Genomic DNA, 18574 nt, shown 5'->3' with positions numbered 1-18574 from the left:
ACAGGGTCGCCTTTGGGCGACCCTGTTTTCGTTTGTAATGCCCGCTGCGCAGGCATGCCTCCGGCGGGAGTATTTTCGAAAAGATGAAATGCGGTCTTGTCTCGCAGTAAAGTGAGTGGGATTTTTTGCGCGGAAAGGGCTATGGGGTTGATATGAGATTAGTTCTGCTCACTGCCCTGACCATGTGCGCCTTTGCGGCGAACTCTATCCTGAACCGTATGGCGGTCGATAGCGGGGCCAGTGATCCGGCGGGGTTTGCCGTGGTTCGGGTGTTGTCGGGGGCGGTGATCCTGGCTGTATTGGTTCTTGCGCGGGGTGGCGGCCTTTCATTGCGGTCCAGACGCAGGGTGGTGGGAGCAGGGGCGCTGTCGCTGTACATGATCGGCTTTTCCCTGGCCTACCTGACGCTGGATGCGGGTCTGGGGGCGTTGATTTTGTTCGGCGTCGTCCAAATCACCATGTTCGCGGCAAATTCGGTGGCCGGAGCCGTGCCCTCGGCGCGTCATCTGGCGGGTGCGGCCATCGCATTGGGCGGGCTGATCTGCGTTCTATGGCCCGCCGGTGCGCTGCGCGTGGACCTGACCGGTGCAGCCCTGATGACCGCGGCCGGGATAGGGTGGGCCTTGTATTCTATTGCCGGGCGGTCTGAACCGGATGCGCTGGCGGGTACGGCGGCGAATTTCGTCGTGGCCTTGCCGGTTACAGCCCTTGCCCTTTTGGCGGCAGGAGGCACCTGGCAGATGAACGGCGCCGGTTACGCGCTTGCGATTTTGTCGGGCGGCGTGACATCTGGGCTCGGATACGCCCTGTGGTACCGCGTTCTGCCCCAACTGGCACCATCCGTCGCGGCCGTGGTACAGTTGAGCGTGCCGGTCATCGCAATCTTGGCGGGCATCGCGCTGTTGGGTGAAGCGATCAGCCTGCGCCTCGTGCTTGGGGCAAGCCTGGTCTTGGGTGGCATCGCGATGGCGGTTTTGCGCGGGACGCGGCGCTAGGGGTTTCCCCTGTTCGGATTAGGGATTATCTGGCGGGAATGAGAGTTCTGATCGCGCTATTCTTGTGTCTTTCGCCGGCTGCCGCCGCTGCGAAATGCGTCGTCCTGCTTCATGGTCTGGCCCGTACCGAAGCCTCTTTTTCGGTCATGGAGCAGCTGTTTCGCATTCATGACTATACCGTGGTTGTTCCCGGCTATCATTCGACCGACCTGCCTATTTCCGAACTTGCGAGCCAAACGCTGCCGGATGCGTTCGAGGCTTGCGGAAAGGAAAAGATCAACGTGGTGGCGCATTCCATGGGGGGTATCCTGTTGCGCTATTGGCTTCAGGACAACCATCCGGGAAACCTGGGACGGGTTGTCATGCTTGGCCCGCCGAACCAGGGCAGCCAGCTTGTCGACGAATTGGGCGATTGGGAGGTGTTCGGCCTGCTGAATGGCCCGGCCGGTCTGGCGCTGGGCACCGGTCCCGAAGGGGTGCCGCGTCAACTGCCGCCGGTCGATTTCGAACTGGGTGTCATCGCCGGGAAAAACTCGTTGAACCTGGTGTTTTCTTCCCTGATCGACGGGCCGGATGACGGAAAGGTCTCGGTCGAAACGACAAAGGTGGACGGAATGGCCGATCACATCGTTCTGCCGGTGACGCATACATTCATGATGAACAATCCGCGCGTCATGGCCCAGGCCCTGCACTTTATCGAATTTGGCCAGTTCGATCCGCAGATTACGTGGCTTGACGGGGTATTGGACATCATTGACGAGATTTGTATCGGCCAGGACTGCTTGGAACCAGCGTCGGAGCCCACACGATGACACCTCTCGATTTGACTCTCTCCGGCGCCGAAGTTCTTCTGCCCGCAGGCGGTCTGTCACGGTCGGAACTGACCTTCGCAGAAGGGCGTGTTCAGCCGGGCCGACAGGATGGCCGGGTCATAGACCTGTCCGGCTACCTGGTCCTGCCCGGCATCGTGGACCTGCATGGCGATGGCTTCGAAAGGCATATCGCGCCGCGCCGTGGCGCGATGAAGCAGATGGCCGAAGGGATCGTTTCAGTTGAAGCCGAACTGGCGGCAAATGGCATCACCACCGCGGTCCTTGCCCAGTTCCACAGTTGGGAGGGCGGCGTGCGCGGCCCGGAATTTGCGGCACAGGTTTTCCAGGCGATTGCATCGGTGCGCGATCAGGTCGTGACCGATCTTGTTCCGCAACTGCGCTTCGAAACGCACATGCTGGACGCCTATCCGGGCCTGCCGGATCGTATTGCCGCATGGCAGGTGCCTTATGTGGTTTTCAATGATCACCTGCCACATGCGCGACTGGCGCAGGGGCGAAAGCCACCGCGGTTGACGGGGCAGGCGCTGAAGGCTGGGCGCAGTCCTGAAAACCATTTGTCGATGTTGCAAGCCATGCATGGCCGGCGCGGCGAAGTGCCCGCGGCGCTGGACGCGCTGTGCAAGGATCTGACCGCCCGGGGTGTAACACTGGGCAGCCATGACGACACAACGGCCGAAGATCGCGCACAATGGCGTGCAAGAGGCGCAGCGATTGCAGAATTCCCTGAAACTCCAGAGGCCGCCGAAGCCGCGCGCGCCGCTGGCGACCACATCATTCTCGGGTCTCCCAACGTGGTGCGGGGCGGATCGCACAAAGGAAATGCCAGCGCGCTGGATTTGATCGCGATGGGGCTGTGCGATGCACTTGCCTCGGACTATCACTATCCCAGTCCGCGTCGCGCCGCGCTGTTGCTGGCCAAAAGCGGCCTGTTGGACTTTGCCGCGGCCTGGGCGCTGGTTTCATCGGGGCCCGCGCGGGTGCTCAACCTCGATGATCGCGGAAGCCTTGAAGCGGGCAAACGGGCCGACATGGTCATCCTGGACGCCGAAACGCACCGGGTTGCCGCCACATTGGCTGCTGGCCGGATCAGCTTTATGTCAGGTGACATTGCGGCACGCTTCGTCGGCTAAACACCGGCGCAATTTCATCTTTTACCAAATACTCCCGCCGGAGGCATTGCGCGTCAGCGCGATTTTCTCAGCGGGTGATCCGGTTGAAGTGACCCATTTTCCGACCGGGTTTGACCTCGGCCTTGCCATATAGATGCAGCGCCACATCGCGTTCGCGGGCCAGGTCCGGAACCCGGTCCATGTCATCACCGATCAGGTTCTCCATCACGACGTCCGAATGCCGCTGCCCGTCGCCCAACGGCCAGCCGGCAACAGCGCGGATATGCTGTTCGAACTGATCCACGGCACAGCCGTTTTGCGTCCAGTGACCCGAGTTATGGACCCGCGGTGCGATTTCGTTCACGACCAGACCACCCGGTGTCACGAACAGCTCGACCCCCATCACACCGACATAGTCCAGCGCGTTCAATATGTTGGCCGCAAGCAGGATCGCATCGGTACGCTGCGATGGCGACAGCCGGGCCGGGACGGTAGTCGTGCGCAGGATGCCTTCGCGGTGAACATTTTCCCCCGGGTCAAAACAGGCAACCTGCCCATCCGGACCCCGCGCGGCGATAATGGAAACTTCGTGGCTGAAATCGACAAAGCCTTCAAGAATGGCAGGCGCGCCCGCCATATCTGCCAAAGCGGCCTCGGCGTCATCGGGGCTGTGCAGCCGCGCCTGACCCTTGCCATCATACCCGAAACGCCGGGTCTTGAGGATGGCAGGGACGCCAATGTCACCAATCGCGCGCTGCAGCCCGGCCATATCGGCAATATCAGCGAACGGGGCAGTATTCAGGCCGAGGTCTTGCAAAAAGACCTTCTCTGTCAACCGGTCCTGGCTGATCCGCAGGGCCTCGCGCCCGGGATGGATGGGGCAGTGCGCCTCAAGCAGGTCCAGGGCTTGGGTCGGGATGTTCTCGAACTCGTAGGTAATGACATCCACGGAATCTGCGAACCGGCGCAGCGCGTCCGCATCGTCGTAAGAGGCCGTCGTCACGCGGTCGGCCACTTGTCCGGCGGGCGGGTTTGCGCCGGGTTCGAAAATATGCGTGGCCAGGCCCAGCCTTGCTGCGGCCACCGACAGCATCCGGCCCAATTGCCCGCCACCGAGAATTCCAACAATGCCTCCGGGTTGCAGCGGGCTATTCATCGCGAGGCTCCTGCGGGATCGAATCCGACAGGGCAGCGCGCCATGCATCCAGCCGCCCGGCCAGCTTGCTGTCCTGCAACGCCAGGATACCGGCGGCCATCAGCCCCGCATTGGCCCCGCCCGCCGACCCGATGGCCATGGTGGCAACCGGGAACCCCTTGGGCATCTGGACGATGGAATACAGCGAATCGACCCCGGACAGGGCACGGGTCTGAACCGGAACGCCAATAACGGGCACCCGCGTTTTCGACGCCATCATCCCCGGCAAATGCGCCGCCCCGCCAGCACCGGCGATGATGACCTGCAATCCGCGGTCGACGGCGGTTTTTCCATAATCCCACAGGCGATCAGGGGTCCGGTGGGCCGAAACGATGCGTGCCTCATACCCGACGCCCAGTTCATCCAGAATATCCGCTGCGGCTTTCATGGTCGGCCAGTCCGACTGGCTGCCCATGATGATCCCGACCTTGATCTCATCCATCCGCAATGTCTCCGCCACTTCCAAAAGAGCGCGCACTATAGCCAAATCAGCCTAGGTGGCAATGCGGCAGAAGCATGCGATTCAGGCAATAATATCAGGGGTCAGCCTGTCCTCGATCAGCCGGATCGTATCTTTGAGCCGCAGTTTCTGCTTTTTCAGCCGCTTGATCGTCAACTGGTCCGATGTCCCCTTGGCCTGCAAAGCTTCGATTGCTTCGTCCAGGTCCCGGTGCTGACGGCGGAAGACTTCAAGCTCGACACGCAAAACTTCATCGGTTTTCATTGAAATGTCGGTTGGCGCGTTCATTGGCGACTCAGTCTGTCTGGTGGTGCTTGGGACACAAGATAGTGCGTTAAGGTTAAACCGCCTAGACCTTGTGGACATCCCGTTTTCTTCCCATATTCTATATTGCGCGGTTGCCGCTACGGGGCCGCTCGAAACGTCGCTTTGACAATAAAGGACGAGAATACGTGTCAAAACTTACTCTTGGCTCATACCCGCATCTTTTGGGATTCGAGCAATTGGAACGCCTTCTTGAACGCTCTGCCAAGGGCGGCAACGAAGGATATCCGCCGTACAACATCGAACAGACCTCGGATTTTTCCTATCGCATCACCCTGGCTGTCGCCGGTTTTGCCGAACAGGACCTGTCCATAACGATCGAGGATCGTCAGTTGGTCATTCGGGGCCGTCAGAGCGACGACAGCGATGGGCGCGTGTACCTGCATCGCGGTATCGCCGCGCGACAGTTTCAGCGCATGTTCGTTCTGGCCGATGGCGTCGAAGTCGGAGAGGCCATCATGGAAAACGGGCTGCTGCATGTCGACCTGACCCGCGCCGTTCCCGAAACCGTGGTGCAGACTATCAACATAAGAAAGGGGTAAGTCATGAATACACCGTATGAAATCAATACCGAAGGCGATCGGATTGTTTATGTAAAGGCGATCGACGTGGCCGACCTGCCACGGGACGTTCGCGATCAGGCCGGTGATCTTGATCACCTTTACGCCGTGCACGATTCCGACGGGCAGCAGCTGGCGCTTGTCGCGGACCGCAAGCTGGCTTTTGTATTGGCGCGCCAGCACGACCTTTCGCCGGTGGCCGTTCACTGAATTCGCACCATTCATCCCGAATATCCGTGACATTGACCACGGCACAGGCGAAACCGGCACCCCGGCAGCATCCGCCCGCCGGGTGCCGGGGCAGATAAGGAAAAACGCAGATGAGCTGGTATGATTTCGACTGGGTGGATGCCTTCAGCGACCGTGCGTTTGGCGGCAATGGCTGTGCCGTCGTACACGGCGGCGCTGACCTGCCCGAGGACGTCTGTACCAGCTACGTCCAAGAAACCTCGCTGGTCGAGTGTACCTTTACCGGCCCGTCCAACGTTGCCGATGTCAAAGTCCGCTATTTCCTGGCAAGCCGCGAAATCCCCTTTGCCGGTCATCCGACAATTGCGACCGTTGCCGCCCTGCGTTCACGGGGGTTGGTGCAGGGCAATACGCTGACGCTGGAAACCGGGGCGGGGCTTGTTGGCATTCGTCTGGATGGTGATCAGATCGAAATGACGCAGGTTGCGCCTGAGTTCGGGGCCATGGTTCCCGCCGAGCTTGTCGCTGATGCCATCGGCCTGCCGCGTGAGGCAATCGTTGCCCCGCCGCAAATGGTGTCTACTGGCCTGCCTTTCTGCATTACCCTGTTGCGGGACCATGACGCTTTGCGGGCCGCGAAACTGGATCCGGGGCCGTTGCGCAAAATTGCCGAAACAGCCGGATTTTCCGGAACCGACATGGCAGAGCCGTTCCTGGTAACCCTGAAAGGCGCCACCGGCGAGGGCGACACGTTCTCGCGCCTGTTGCTGGCGCCACCCAGCCCGCCCGAGGACCCGTTTACCGGCTCGGCCACCGGCGCGATGGCCGCGTATCTTTGGAAAAACGGATTGATGCAAAAGGACATGTTCATTGCCCAACAGGGGCATGACATGGGGCGCCCCGGCCAGGCCAAGGTTACCCGCGTTGGACCGGTCGACGCAATGACCGGGATCAGGGTTGCCGGACAGGGGCACATCCTGATGCGCGGGCAGGTCGATCTGCCCGAGCGCCTGCAATGAGCATCCCGGCAATCGGGATACTGCCTTACGGGACCCGCCTGGGGCCAAAGCTGTCTGCGGTGCCGCTGGCGGATCTGAACTGGCCGCTTGGGTGCCCCGACCGCCTGACGGGCAAGACGGTTGGCGATCTGTCCCCGGACGATCACCTGATCATGTATCCCAACTCGACTGTGCATCTGCGCCTGCGCCGGGGTACCAGCGCGCGTATCTCTTTGATGATGGGGGAGCCTTCGGCGATACACGGCAAGCATGATCGACTTCTGCGCCTGACCTGGCGTCGCTTTTTTCGCGTCCTCACGTTTCATGAGGTGCTGCTTGAGCGACTTCCAAACGCGGTGTTTCTTCCTTATGGCGCAACGCTTGTACCGGGGTGGCGCGACCTGGCGGTCGACAAGAAACGGTCCTGCTCGCTGATTGCATCGGCCAAACAGGACCTTGCGGGCCACCAGCTGAGGCACCGCGTCATCGACCGTGTGCGCCGGGACGGGGCCGATGTCGATATCATGGGGCGGGGGTATTTACCCTTTGATCAGAAATCTGACGGGCTGGCGCCGTACCGCTATTCGGTGGTGATCGAAAATGTGCGTGAAAAGAACTATTTCTCGGAGAAACTGATCGACGCGATCCTCTGCTCGACAGTTCCGATCTATTGGGGGTGCCCCAATATCGGCGATTTCATGGACACGTCGGGGATGATCCTGTGCGAGTCCGAGGCGGATATCATCGCTGCTGTTCAATCCGTTTCGGAATCGGATTTTGAATCCCGTTTGTCGCGCCTGCAGGAAATTCAGCCGCTGGCCGCAGATTTCGGTGCCTTCGAACGACGCGCAGCCCAGACCCTGCTTGATCAGCTTTAGGTCAGGGCAAGACGGGATCACCCGCCATATCTTGTCTGCGCGCCAGTGCGAACAAAAAAGGCCCCCGGCATCGCCAGGGGCCTTTTTTATTGGTTTTTACTGGTGCTTAGGACCCAGCGATCAGGCCCATGCTTTCCAGCTTGAGCAGGACCTGGTGCGCACAATTGTCGACATCGACATTTTCGGTCTCAACACGCAGTTCCGGGTTCTCGGGCACGTCATAAGGGTCCGAGATACCGGTGAATTCCTTGATCTTGCCTTCACGCGCCAACTTGTACAGGCCCTTGCGGTCGCGCCGCTCGCATTCCTCGATACTGGTCGCGACATGCACTTCGCAAAATGCACCAAACGCTTCGATATCTTCGCGAACAGCGCGGCGCGTGGTCGAGTACGGCGCGATGGGCGCACAGATGGCGATACCGCCGTTCTTGGTGATCTCGGACGCTACATAGCCGATGCGGCGGATGTTCAGGTCGCGGTGTTCTTTCGAAAAGCCCAGTTCCGACGACAGGTTCTTACGTACGATGTCACCATCCAGAAGGGTGACCGGACGACCGCCCATCTCCATCAGCTTGACCATCAATGCGTTGGCGATGGTTGATTTTCCCGACCCCGAGAAGCCGGTGAAGAAGACTGTGAAACCCTGCTGGCTGCGCGGCGGCTTGGTTTTGCGCAATTCAGCGACAACTTCGGGAAAGCTGAACCATTCAGGAATTTCCAGCCCCTCGGCCAGACGGCGGCGCAGTTCGGTCCCCGAGATGTTGAGGATCGTAACCGAGTCGCGATCCTGGATCTCGTCATTGGGTTCGTATTGGGCTCGTTCCTGCACATAGACCATATGCTTGAAGTCGACCATTTCGACGCCAATTTCGTCCTGGTATTTGCGGAACAGGTCCTGTGCGTCATAAGGGCCATAGAAATCTTCGCCGGCCGAGTTCTTGCCGGGGCCAGCATGGTCGCGACCAACGATGAAATGGGTGCAGCCATGGTTGGCCCGGATCAGGCCATGCCAGACGGCTTCGCGCGGGCCGGCCATGCGCATCGCCAGGTTCAGTAGCGACATCGATGTGGTCGAGGCCGGGTATTTGTCCAGCACCGCCTCATAGCAGCGGACGCGGGTAAAGTGGTCCACATCGCCGGGTTTGGTCATGCCAACAACCGGGTGGATCAGCAGGTTGGCCTGTGCTTCTTTCGCCGCGCGGAACGTCAGTTCCTGGTGGGCGCGGTGCAACGGGTTGCGGGTCTGGAACGCAACGATACGGCGCCAGCCCAGCTTGCGGAAATAGGCGCGCAATTCGTTGGGCGTATCGCGCCGTGCCTTGAAATCATAGTGGACGGGCGGCTGAATCCCGGTGACGGGTCCGCCCAGATATACCTTTCCGGCCACATTGTGCAGGTAGTTCACGGCCGGGTGCGCATCATCGTCGGCGCCAAAGACCTTTTCGGCCTCGCGGGATTTGTTCGGGGTCCAGCGATCGGTCACGGTCATTGTCGCCAGGATTACGCCTTCCTGGTCGCGCAGGGCGATGTCCTGGCCCAGTTCGATGGTGTCGGCAAAGTCCTCATTGACGTCCAGCGTGATCGGCATCGGCCACAGGGTGCCATCGGCCAGGCGCATATCTTCGACCACGGTGTCGTAATCGGCCTCGCTCAGGAACCCTTTGAGGGGGTTGAAACCGCCATTCATCAGCAGTTCCAGGTCGCAGATCTGGCGCGGAGACAGATCCCAACTTGTCAGGTCGGCCGCTTCGACCTTCAGCTTCTGCGCTGATTCATAAGACACGTATAGTTCGGGGATCGGGGCCAGATTGCTTAACATCGTCATCGTAATACTCTTATCGCAGTGGGGTTGAGCCAGTGATTCAGGGGTTTTCCCGGGCATGTGCCCCGGCATTTGGGTGAAGTCCATATACATTCATGAAACAAAGGAGGATATGCGTGGTTTTTGCCCGGATTGGAAGGATTTTCCGGTATTGATCGCGTTTAGCGACCGAATTCCTGCGCAATTGCAACAATCGGGTCAGGCAGGGATGCTCTGTTCCTGTGTGCCCAACAAGGCGTCAAGGTCCACCGCTTGCGGCAGCGCCAAGGCCGAAACCGCAGCAGCAACCCCGCGCAGTTCGAATGGACGCAGGTCCAGCGGCGCGCAATCCACGCCCGCCGCCTGCAATACGGCTTGGGATACCAGTAGTTCCGCTTTCAGTGCCTTTGTCTCGGCCTCCAACCTGCTGGCCACATTGACGGCATCTCCGATGATCGTGCGGGCGGCATGACCGGCTGCGCCGATCTCGCCCAGCACAAGGTCTCCCAGGTGCAACCCCATGCCGATACGGATCTCGGGGCTGTTCTCAGCCTTCAGCTGTTGGTTGAAACGCTGCAGGGCGCGGCTGACCTCGGCCGCCGCCTTCAACCCGGCCCTGGCGGAACTGGCGGCGTCGGGCATTTCGAAAACGGCCAGCAAACCATCGCCCATGTATTTGTCCACGACACCCCCGTCGGCCGTAATCGACGGTACGATGGCATCAAAGAACCTGTTCAGCAGAAAGACGATGTCATAGGGCAATTGCCCGGTCGTGCGCGCGGTAAAGCCGCGCATGTCCAGAAACAGAACCGCCAACTGGCGTTCCTGACCCTGGCTTGCATGGGCCCGGTTGCGGCCGCCTTCGGGGCGGAACACGCGAAACACCGTCAACGGGTCGTTGGGGCGGATCTGACAGGCCAGACGGGTGCCGTTGGGCGCGCCCACGGCCGAAAGACTGCGGGCCTCTACCGCGCTGGGCTGCGGCAGGCGATCGGCGCCATCCTCGACAATCACCCGGCAGGTCGTGCAGCGCCCTTTGCCGCCGCATAGGGCTGTATGGGGCACACCATTGGCCTGAGACATCTCAAGCAGGGTCATGCCTTTTTCGGACGTCACCTCTGGCCCGTCCACATAGCGCACGCGCACCGAGTGGCGACGGCGCCAGATCTTGGCCCCGACATAGTACAGGGCCGTTGCCGCCAGCGCCGCCCAAAACGCGACCATTGCGTTATTGGTGACACTGAACATGGTTTGGAACGCATCCGAAGACGGCCAGTTGTAATGTTCGATATATTGCGCGCGCAGGTCATCGTCGGCGAAGTCTGACCATATGCGGCGTCCTTCGGTCAGCAAGCCAGTGAGGGCAAAACTGGGCACGAAGACGGCGACACCGATCAGATAGGGAACACAACGACGCCACCAGCGCGTCAGGCGAAGCCACATATGCAGTCCGATGCAGCCGTGAATCCACACCAGCAACAGCAGAAGGCTTTGCATCCAGATCGTCGAATCCGGCCACATCAGGATAATGATGTAACCCATCTCGTCATTGACGTTGAAAATCTCGTGGGCATAGCGCGTTTGAACGATATGCGAGATCAGTTTCAGCGGGATCAGCAGCCCAAGTGTGACCTGTAGCGCGACGCTGAATGGCATACGCAGCGTTCGGCGCCGGGCAACCGAAACCAGCGCCAGCCCCGCATGGGTCAACAGTGCCAGGTACAAAAGCGTGCTGCCCAACAGATGCCGTGTGACGGCGTGGCGGCCATCCTGCATGTCGTGCAGGTAGTCCGTGTGAAACAGGCCCAGGCCGATGTTGAGAAAGTGAAAGAACGCGAAGGTGAACAGGACAAGACCGCTGGCGATCCTGAGCCGGGTTGACCAACTGCCCTGCCACAGAGCGCTTGCCACTGATGTCACCTGTTTTTCGCCGCGTCCCGGACAAGTCTGCTTTGACCGCCGTCGCGGGTCAAGTCGCCCCGCGCGCAGGCCCGGCGATCAAAGGGCGGGCAGGGCGCGGCGCGCCCAACCCGTGACAGGATCACTCTTGCTCTGCAAGAAACCGTTCGGCGTCCAGCGCGGCCATGCAGCCCATACCGGCCGAGGTCACGGCCTGACGATAAACGTGATCGGTCAGGTCCCCTGCCGCAAACACGCCGGGAACCGATGTCTCGGTCGACCCTGGCTTGGTCACGACATACCCGCCCATATGGGTTTCAAGCGTATCCTTGACCAACTCGTTTGCCGGTGCGTGGCCGATCGCGACAAAAACGCCCTTGCACGGGATTTCGGTGATCTCGCCTGTCTTGACGTTCTTGGCACGAACCGCCTCGACGCCCAGCGGCGTATCTGTGCCGATCACCTCGTCCAGCTCGTGGAACCACAACGGGGTGATCTTGTCGTTCTTGAACAGGCGGTCTTGCAGGATTTTCTCGGCGCGCAGCTCGTCGCGGCGGTGAATCAAGGTAACCTTGCTGGCGAAATTGGTCAGGAACAACGCTTCTTCCACGGCGGTGTTGCCGCCGCCGATAACCACGATTTCCTGGCCGCGGTAGAAAAAACCGTCGCATGTGGCGCAGGCCGAAACGCCAAAGCCCTTGAATTTGTCTTCGGACGGCAGCCCCAGCCATTTTGCGCGCGCACCGGTTGCCAGAATGACCGCATCGGCCGTGTAGACCGTGCCGCTGTCGCCGGTCGCGGTGAACGGACGCTTGTCGAGATCAAGGTTGCTGATGATATCGCCGATGACTTCACACCCCATCGCGGTGGCATGTTCTTGCATCTTGACCATCAGGTCCGGTCCCTGAACCTCGGTGAAGCCGGGATAGTTTTCGACCTCGGTGGTTGTGGTCAGCTGGCCGCCGGGCTCGATGCCCTGAACCAGGATCGGCTCCAGCATCGCGCGGCTGGCATATACGCCCGCGGTATAGCCCGCAGGCCCCGAGCCGATGATCAGAACCTTGGTGTGTCGTGTTTCGGCCATGGAACCCCCAGTCGATATGCCTTGGCGACGAATTGTGCGCCGGGCACCGATATAGCGACGGGTCCGCCGGGCTTAAAGCCCCAGAAATCACCTGATTGCCAAAGCCGGGCAGGTCCGGTCCGATCAAATCATGCATTGCGGATAAAGATTATTGCGCGATTGCGAAATAATATTGCGCATTGGCAGGGTGCTGATATAAGAACCGAAAACTCAGGAGCGTTAGATGGTCACGACACGGCTGGATGAAATCGACAGAAAGATTCTTGCTGAACTGCAGGCTGACGGCCGGATGACCAATGTCGAACTTGCAAAACGCGTGGGGATTTCGGCCCCGCCCTGTTTGCGCCGGGTTCGCACCCTGGAAGAATCGGGATTTATCCGCGGCTATCACGCAGAGGTCAACGCACGTGAGCTTGGGTTCGAGGTTCAGGTATTCGCGATGGTCGGGCTGGAAAGCCAGGCGGAATCGGAATTGAGTGCGTTTGAAGAACGCTGTCGCGACTGGCCGCTGGTTCGCGAATGCCACATGCTCAACGGCGAGGTCGATTTCATTCTGAAATGCGTTGCCCCGGACCTGAGCAGTTTTCAGCAGTTCCTTACAGGCGACTTGCTGACCACGCCGAACGTGGCCAGCGTCAAGACATCGCTTGTCATTCGCGGCGCAAAAGACGAGCCCGGCGTGCCGTTCGATGTATTGGAAGAACGGATGAACCGGACGGCGTAAAGCCTGCGCGTCTGTGCGATGCGCTACAGGTTGGTAAAAACGCGGCGATGGTCAGTGAAATGACCCAACTCAACAAAATCTGCATGATGCCCCCCAAAATGCAGTACTCGATACTTTGTTCACGCGGTGATCGCGTCGATCTCTCCGTCACCGGCGCGCGGCATCAGCAGCGGGCCGAAATCGTGCAGCGATTCGATATGCGCAAACAGGTTCAGATAGATAGATCGTAGCGAATGGCTGATCATTCGAACAGCGTTAACGCCCGGATGATAAGATTCAAACTGCAAGCCATCAACCCGAATCACGGAATGCCGGGCCAGACAGATATGAAACAGCTCGACCGGCGTCGGCGGCAGGGTTTCGATCACGCCCATCCCGTCCTGAAACTCGGAAACGGGTGTCAGCATTTCCCCCCCGCCACTGAGGTGGCGCATATGGGCCGGGGTCCCCAAAAGACGGGCTGCCGGGCCGACGATGACGCCGGACATTGGTTTTTGCATCCCAAACGTGTCCGCCATGATGCGGGTCAGCGGCCGTGTGCGCCCGCGTGAATCCTCGCGCCCCGGAATCAGCGTGACGGATCCTTTCCACAGGACCGGTTCGGGTGTTCCGTCCTGCGTCAGAACGGCGTCACCGGGCAACAGGTCCTCGATCGCCATCGGCCCGGTTGCAGTCTCGACAAGCGATCCACGGGTAAAGGCGCAAAATGCGTCTTCGAAAACGGGCAGGGCAGGGGCGATGTGCCGGACCTGCGAAATATCCCCGTTTTTCAGCAGCGAGCAGACCTCGTACCGGCGCAGCTGCGCCTTTTGTTGTGTCCCCGTCCTGGGCGCTTCGCGCAACAGAGGCGAAGTTTCCACCGCATTTCTGGCTGCTCGGGCCAGTGAGTTTGGAATGGTCATTTTTTGTTCAGTCCCCTTTAAATTCCGAACAGGCGAGGCGACCCCCGTGCAATCTCGCCAGACGGTTTTTGTTCTTTGTCTTGAAAACATGGATCACCCATGGGCACCCGCCATACTGGCGCAATGCAGCGATTGAATTTCGCATTCCATTGGTCAACACATTGACCCCCCAGACAAACTCGTACGGCGCAGACCAAAATTGCCTGCGCAAACACGCTCCGAAAACAACGCGCTGATTTTATCAGCGACGCGGAACGCACCAGACCGGAGCAACGCCCGGTACGCCCTATGCCCGTCGGGACCGGCAGCTTGGTCCCTTTGGGGTGGTACGGTTCAGCGCTGGCCCGCCAGGCGGCGGGCAACTCTGACCGAGTGACTTGAAACCCGCTTCCAGGGCATTTCCAGTTCCTGGTCCCGGACAGCCGTGACAACGGCTTTCAAAAAGCGCGATTTCGTTTTCATTTTCTGATCCTGCTCTGCTGGGGTCTGAAGCCCCGTATCCTGACAAGCCTGAATTTGACGCCGATTTGCGGCAGGGATGTGGCCTATCCGGGATGAATTGAGGACAAAAATGAAGTTTGGCAGCACCTCTTGGTTAACGGTGCCAGAAGTCAAACGTCTGAATGTCAGATAACCATCTGAGTACTGGCACAAATTCGATACGATTCTGATACCGGTAAACACAACAATTGTGGCGCAAGCGGGGCGTTCCCGCCTTAATTCCGCCGGGTTCTACAGCCGGATTGCCGAAATCAGACGGCCGTAATCCGCTTCGTTGGCGTGGGTTGCGCGCCGGTACGAATAGAACCTGGCCGGGTCGGAATAGGTGCAATGCCTGATCCATTCGGCATGTTTGACCCCTGCCTGGCGCAGGCGGTGCAGCCCAAAGGACGGAAGGTCGAATTGCAGCCGGTCGTCCTGACCATTTGCAAAGAAACGCGTGTTGTCGGAAGACTCTGCAAGAAACTGGTCCAGGAACTCTGGCCCGACCTCATATGCCCGCTGCGAGATCGTCGGTCCGATGACCGCAACCGTGTTGTCCCGCTGTGCGCCAAGGGCTTCCATCGCGTCCAGCGTCGCTTCCAGAACGCCATCCAGCGCCCCGCGCCAACCAGCATGTGCGGCGCCGATCACATTCGCGTCAGGATCTGCAAACAGCACCGGCTGGCAATCCGCGGTCAAAATCGTCAGCGCCAGGTTCGGGGTCGCGGTTACAACCGCGTCTGCCTTGGGTTTGTCGCCATTGATCGGCCCGTCGACCGTCAGAACGGTTGGCGAATGGACCTGATGCACCCCGATCAGCGCTTCGGGCGTTACATCCATGGCCTGAGCAACCCGCCGTCGGTTCAGGGCCACGGCCTCGGACAGGTCGGTCGAACCATGCCCGCAATTCAGCCCGGCAAATATGCCCGATGACGCGCCCCCGCGTCGGCAGAAGAACCCGTGCCGCACAGGGGACAGCATGTCTGAAGTCAGTATTTCCAGTGTCATGGTTCCAGTCCCGGTGGCGGCGCTGCATATGCTGGGTACAGCCCCAGCACTTTGAACAGGTTTCCCATTTCCTTGGGATGCGTCAACCGGCGATGTGCGGCAATCAGCGACGGTTGTTCCTGTTCGCCCAGCGAACCCGCCAGGCTGCGGGCGCGTGCCGTTATTCCAAGCCGTTCCAGAAACACGCCCTGCGGCGTCAGGCGCGTATGCGCGCAACCTTCGGCCCGCGCGGCGTGGGCAAGGGGTTCGAAATCCACATGCGCCGTCAAATCTGCCTGTCCCGGATTCTGCAACGGATTTGCCCGTTCATGCGCCCGAATGGCCTGAAAGGTATCGCCCAGCGAATGCCAGTCGCCGTAATCGACGACCAGGGCCGCCCCACCATGGGTGGCAACCCGCCCAGCGATCGTGGTGACAATCGGAATGGCTGCGGCGCACAGTTCGACCAGGTCGCCGTCCTTGGTATCCTGCACCCGCGTTCGCAGCGCGACATGCTCGGATATGGGGCCCAGCCCGAAGGTCAGCGTTTCGCCCTCCAGCCCGATCAGCCGTTCGCGCCATCCCGCGCCATCCCGTAGAAATTGACGGATCGGCAGCGCATCAAAGAATTCATTGGCCACAAGAAAGGTCGGCATCTCTGGCAGGTCGCTGACAGAGCCGACCCATTGCGGCGCATAGTCCTGCAATGTTTGGGCCTGTGCGTCGCGCAAGGTGGGCGAAGCTTCGATCAGTACAAGTTGCGCCGCAGCGTGAAATCCCGGGACCGAGCGCGTGGCCCGCAGCAGGTCCGCCATCAGGGTGCCACGTCCCGGCCCGAGTTCGACCAGCGCGAAAGGCGCAGGCTTTCCCTGATCCATCCAGGATTGCGCCAGGCTCAGGCCGATCAGTTCTCCGAACATCTGGCTGATTTCCGGGGCGGTGGTGAAATCGCCGCGCGCGCCCAGGGGGTCGCGCGTGGTGTAATAGCCCAATTGCGGATGAAGCAGGCATTCGCTCATATAGTCCGAGATGCGCATAGGCCCATCCTGCCGGATGCGCGCGATCAACTGGTCCTGCAGGCTCATGTGACCGGGCGCGCGCGCAGCGCGAAATACAGCCCCAGCGCGATCATCGGTAAGGACAGGAACTGTCCCATGGTCAGGCCATAGCCGCCGACATGCCAGGCCAGGCCCAACGGGTTGCCCGGCGATACGAATTGCAGATCGGGCTGGCGGAAGAACTCGACGATGAAACGCGACATGCCGTAGCCTGCCAAAAAGATGCCAAGGGTCAGGCCGGGCAAACGAAAGGCCCCGCGCCGATAGACCAGCCACAAAAGCGCCGCGCCCAGCAAAAGCCCCTCAAGCGCCGCTTCGTACAATTGCGATGGATGCCGGGCGCACAGCCCCGCCACGACACCGGGGCAGTCCTGCGCCGCCGTTCCGGGAAAGATCACGGCCCAGGGCAGGTCACTCGGCCGTCCCCACAATTCGGCATTGACGAAATTTGCCATCCGGCCAAGGAACAATCCCGGCGGGACGGTATAGGCGATCAGGTCCGCCAGGGACAGGGCCGGGATGGAATGGCGCCGCGCATAAAGAGCGGCGGCAATCACCACGCCCAGCAATCCCCCGTGAAAGGCCATGCCGCCTTGCCAGACCTTCAATATATCCAGCGGGTGCTGCAGGTAGTGGGACGGCTGATAGAAAAGAACGAACCCAAGCCGCCCGCCCAGGATGACGCCGAGGATGATCCAGGTCACCAGGTCCTCGACCTGCTCGGGGCGCATCGGTGGCGCCTTGTCCGGCCACAGGGCAGGCCTGCGCAGGGCCATGACGGCAAGCCGCCATGCGATGACAATGCCCGCGATATAGGCCAGCGCATACCACCGGAGCGCAAGTTCGATCCCGAACAATGAGATCGAGAACAGCTCGGGCGACAAATCGGGGAAGTTCAAAACAGCCTGCATGTGCGTCTCATTGCCCGGGGTATGCGGGGCAAGTCAACCTTGAGCCCGGCGCTTTCATTGCCCATATAGGATAGAACCGCGACACCGGAGTGAAAACATGCAAACCCGCAACAAGATCCTGGACGACGTTTCCCAATTGATGACCAACGCCATGGGCGTCGCGCAGGGCGCCCGGGAAGAGGCAGAAACCGCCATGAAGTCGATGATCGACCGGTGGCTGGCCGACCGTGACTTTGTAACCCGCGAAGAATTCGACGCCGTGCGGGCCATGGCGCAGAAGGCACGTGAAGAAAACGCCGCGCTGGAACAGCGTATTGCCGCGCTTGAGGCCAAGCTGGACGGGTAACGCTTTGGCGTAGGTCCAGACCAACAACAGTTTCAGGGAAAACGCGATCCGCCGCGCAATCCAATCGGGTTGTGCGGTGCGGTGTATTTTGGCGCATCCCGAAGATTAATCAAGCCAAAGCTGTATCTGCTGCCAATATTTTGGTCTTCGTTGCGGGCTGTCCACAACTTATTGCAGTTATCCCCAAAAATGGGGGTTGCCAGATATTCGACCACATCGCACCATATCTAGTACGAGCTCTCGGGGGAAGCCCGGCTTGTAGAGCAGGCAACTAGCGCTGGGGCGCTGCCAGCCCCAAATTGCTAGAGATTAGTGAGGTGGCAAATGGCCCTTTCCGAACAGTATCTCCAAGAAGACCTACATCCGATCGACATTGTCGAGCACCTGGCCGAACATCATGATTGGGATTTCGACCGGATCGGTGATGATCAAATTGCAATGGCTGTCGAGGGACAGTGGCGCACCTATTCGATCACCCTGGCCTGGTCGAACTATGACGAAACGCTTCGGATGGTCTGCTCGTTTGAAATGGAACCGCCGCAGGACCGCGTATCGGATCTTTATGAATTGCTGAACAAGATGAACGATCAGTGCTGGGCCGGTGCCTTTACGTATTGGGCGAACCAAAAGCTGATGGTTTATCGCTATGGTCTGGTTTTGGCTGGCGGCCAGATGGCCAGCCCCGAGCAGATCGACACGATGATCAGCGCCGCCGTCCTGAGCGCCGAGCGGTATTACCCGGCGATCCAGTTGGTGACCTGGGGCAATCGCACCCCGGAAGACGCAATGCAAGTCGCCATTGCAGAGGCTTACGGCCGCGCGTAAAGCTTTGCCCCGA

Annotated in this window: 21 protein-coding genes; 10 read left to right on the top strand and 11 right to left on the bottom strand. The window is 60.2% G+C overall.

Going from position 1 to position 18574, the window contains the following annotated elements:
• Positions 1 to 152 precede the first annotated feature (152 nt).
• The 3 genes from ACXAG8_RS15040 to ACXAG8_RS15030 are packed head-to-tail and all read left to right on the top strand — an operon-like array spanning position 153 to position 2958.
• Positions 153 to 995 (top strand): DMT family transporter, encoded by an 843-nt coding sequence (locus ACXAG8_RS15040; RefSeq protein WP_475227727.1) that lies wholly within the window; start codon positions 153 to 155, stop codon positions 993 to 995.
• Positions 996 to 1033: 38 nt separating this feature from the next.
• The gene (locus ACXAG8_RS15035) at positions 1034 to 1807 is read left to right on the top strand and encodes an alpha/beta fold hydrolase (RefSeq protein ID WP_475227724.1); all 774 of its coding nucleotides are present in this window, start codon (positions 1034 to 1036) and stop codon (positions 1805 to 1807) included.
• Positions 1804 to 2958: an alpha-D-ribose 1-methylphosphonate 5-triphosphate diphosphatase gene (locus ACXAG8_RS15030; protein ID WP_475227721.1), complete on the top strand. Its 1155-nt coding sequence runs from the start codon at positions 1804 to 1806 to the stop codon at positions 2956 to 2958. The genes ACXAG8_RS15035 and ACXAG8_RS15030 overlap by 4 nt, the downstream gene beginning before the upstream one ends.
• A 67-nt stretch (positions 2959 to 3025) precedes the next feature.
• Here the strand turns inward: ACXAG8_RS15030 and ACXAG8_RS15025 are convergent, their stop codons facing one another.
• The 3 genes from ACXAG8_RS15025 to ACXAG8_RS15015 form a co-directional block, all read right to left on the bottom strand.
• Entirely contained in the window at positions 3026 to 4093 is a 1068-nt protein-coding gene (locus tag ACXAG8_RS15025) for a 5-(carboxyamino)imidazole ribonucleotide synthase (protein ID WP_475227718.1), read from the bottom strand.
• Positions 4086 to 4574: a 5-(carboxyamino)imidazole ribonucleotide mutase gene (purE, locus tag ACXAG8_RS15020; protein ID WP_475227715.1), complete on the bottom strand. Its 489-nt coding sequence runs from the start codon at positions 4572 to 4574 to the stop codon at positions 4086 to 4088. Before purE ends, ACXAG8_RS15025 begins: the two co-directional genes overlap by 8 nt.
• An 81-nt stretch (positions 4575 to 4655) precedes the next feature.
• Complete coding sequence (locus ACXAG8_RS15015; RefSeq protein ID WP_475227709.1) at positions 4656 to 4880, bottom strand: YdcH family protein; 225 nt, start codon at positions 4878 to 4880, stop codon at positions 4656 to 4658.
• Positions 4881 to 5044: 164 nt separating this feature from the next.
• Here ACXAG8_RS15015 and ACXAG8_RS15010 point away from each other — a divergent pair, with 164 nt between their 5' ends.
• The 4 genes from ACXAG8_RS15010 (at position 5045) to ACXAG8_RS14995 (ending at position 7541) form a co-directional block, all read left to right on the top strand.
• Positions 5045 to 5458 (top strand): Hsp20 family protein, encoded by a 414-nt coding sequence (locus tag ACXAG8_RS15010; RefSeq protein ID WP_475227706.1) that lies wholly within the window; start codon positions 5045 to 5047, stop codon positions 5456 to 5458.
• A 3-nt stretch (positions 5459 to 5461) separates the two neighbouring features.
• Entirely contained in the window at positions 5462 to 5686 is a 225-nt protein-coding gene (locus tag ACXAG8_RS15005; RefSeq protein WP_475227703.1) for a DUF1150 family protein, read from the top strand.
• A 110-nt stretch (positions 5687 to 5796) separates the two neighbouring features.
• The gene (locus ACXAG8_RS15000; protein WP_475227700.1) at positions 5797 to 6684 is read left to right on the top strand and encodes a PhzF family phenazine biosynthesis protein; all 888 of its coding nucleotides are present in this window, start codon (positions 5797 to 5799) and stop codon (positions 6682 to 6684) included.
• The gene (locus ACXAG8_RS14995; protein ID WP_475227697.1) at positions 6681 to 7541 is read left to right on the top strand and encodes a glycosyltransferase family 10 domain-containing protein; all 861 of its coding nucleotides are present in this window, start codon (positions 6681 to 6683) and stop codon (positions 7539 to 7541) included. Before ACXAG8_RS15000 ends, ACXAG8_RS14995 begins: the two co-directional genes overlap by 4 nt.
• Before the next feature lie 106 nt (positions 7542 to 7647).
• On the opposite strand, the gene ACXAG8_RS14990 is transcribed toward ACXAG8_RS14995, so the two are convergent.
• The 3 genes from ACXAG8_RS14990 to trxB form a co-directional block, all read right to left on the bottom strand.
• Positions 7648 to 9366: a bifunctional sulfate adenylyltransferase/adenylylsulfate kinase gene (locus ACXAG8_RS14990; protein ID WP_475227694.1), complete on the bottom strand. Its 1719-nt coding sequence runs from the start codon at positions 9364 to 9366 to the stop codon at positions 7648 to 7650.
• Between the two features lie 195 nt (positions 9367 to 9561).
• Positions 9562 to 11253 carry an adenylate/guanylate cyclase domain-containing protein gene (locus ACXAG8_RS14985; protein WP_475227689.1) on the bottom strand — a complete coding sequence of 564 codons (1692 nt, stop codon included), beginning with the start codon at positions 11251 to 11253 and terminating at the stop codon, positions 9562 to 9564.
• A gap of 130 nt (positions 11254 to 11383) precedes the next feature.
• Entirely contained in the window at positions 11384 to 12325 is a 942-nt protein-coding gene (trxB, locus tag ACXAG8_RS14980; RefSeq protein WP_475227684.1) for a thioredoxin-disulfide reductase, read from the bottom strand.
• 223 nt (positions 12326 to 12548) lie between these two features.
• Here trxB and ACXAG8_RS14975 point away from each other — a divergent pair, with 223 nt between their 5' ends.
• Positions 12549 to 13049: an Lrp/AsnC family transcriptional regulator gene (locus tag ACXAG8_RS14975; protein ID WP_475227680.1), complete on the top strand. Its 501-nt coding sequence runs from the start codon at positions 12549 to 12551 to the stop codon at positions 13047 to 13049.
• 119 nt (positions 13050 to 13168) lie between these two features.
• Here the strand turns inward: ACXAG8_RS14975 and ACXAG8_RS14970 are convergent, their stop codons facing one another.
• From ACXAG8_RS14970 to lgt, 5 genes are all read right to left on the bottom strand, one after another.
• A complete protein-coding gene (locus ACXAG8_RS14970) occupies positions 13169 to 13951 on the bottom strand; it encodes a Hint domain-containing protein (RefSeq protein ID WP_475227677.1) in 783 nt (260 codons plus the stop codon).
• Positions 13952 to 14284: 333 nt separating this feature from the next.
• Positions 14285 to 14635 (bottom strand): hypothetical protein, encoded by a 351-nt coding sequence (locus ACXAG8_RS14965; protein ID WP_475227674.1) that lies wholly within the window; start codon positions 14633 to 14635, stop codon positions 14285 to 14287.
• Between the two features lie 48 nt (positions 14636 to 14683).
• The gene (pgeF, locus tag ACXAG8_RS14960; RefSeq protein WP_475227671.1) at positions 14684 to 15442 is read right to left on the bottom strand and encodes a peptidoglycan editing factor PgeF; all 759 of its coding nucleotides are present in this window, start codon (positions 15440 to 15442) and stop codon (positions 14684 to 14686) included.
• A complete protein-coding gene (locus ACXAG8_RS14955; protein ID WP_475227668.1) occupies positions 15439 to 16506 on the bottom strand; it encodes a class I SAM-dependent methyltransferase in 1068 nt (355 codons plus the stop codon). Before ACXAG8_RS14955 ends, pgeF begins: the two co-directional genes overlap by 4 nt.
• A complete protein-coding gene (lgt, locus tag ACXAG8_RS14950; protein ID WP_475227663.1) occupies positions 16503 to 17390 on the bottom strand; it encodes a prolipoprotein diacylglyceryl transferase in 888 nt (295 codons plus the stop codon). The genes ACXAG8_RS14955 and lgt overlap by 4 nt, the downstream gene beginning before the upstream one ends.
• Before the next feature lie 97 nt (positions 17391 to 17487).
• Here lgt and ACXAG8_RS14945 point away from each other — a divergent pair, with 97 nt between their 5' ends.
• Both ACXAG8_RS14945 and ACXAG8_RS14940 read left to right on the top strand, forming a co-directional pair.
• On the top strand, positions 17488 to 17736 hold the full coding sequence (locus ACXAG8_RS14945) for an accessory factor UbiK family protein (RefSeq protein WP_475227658.1): 249 nt from the start codon (positions 17488 to 17490) through the stop codon (positions 17734 to 17736).
• Positions 17737 to 18060: 324 nt separating this feature from the next.
• Complete coding sequence (locus ACXAG8_RS14940; protein ID WP_475227655.1) at positions 18061 to 18561, top strand: type III secretion system chaperone family protein; 501 nt, start codon at positions 18061 to 18063, stop codon at positions 18559 to 18561.
• The last annotated feature ends 13 nt before the right edge of the window (positions 18562 to 18574 follow it).

It is taken from the genome of Ruegeria sp. ABD4_443 (assembly GCF_056160865.1).
Note: the sequence above shows the minus strand (reverse complement) of the source record. Positions and strands in the feature narration are given on the sequence as shown.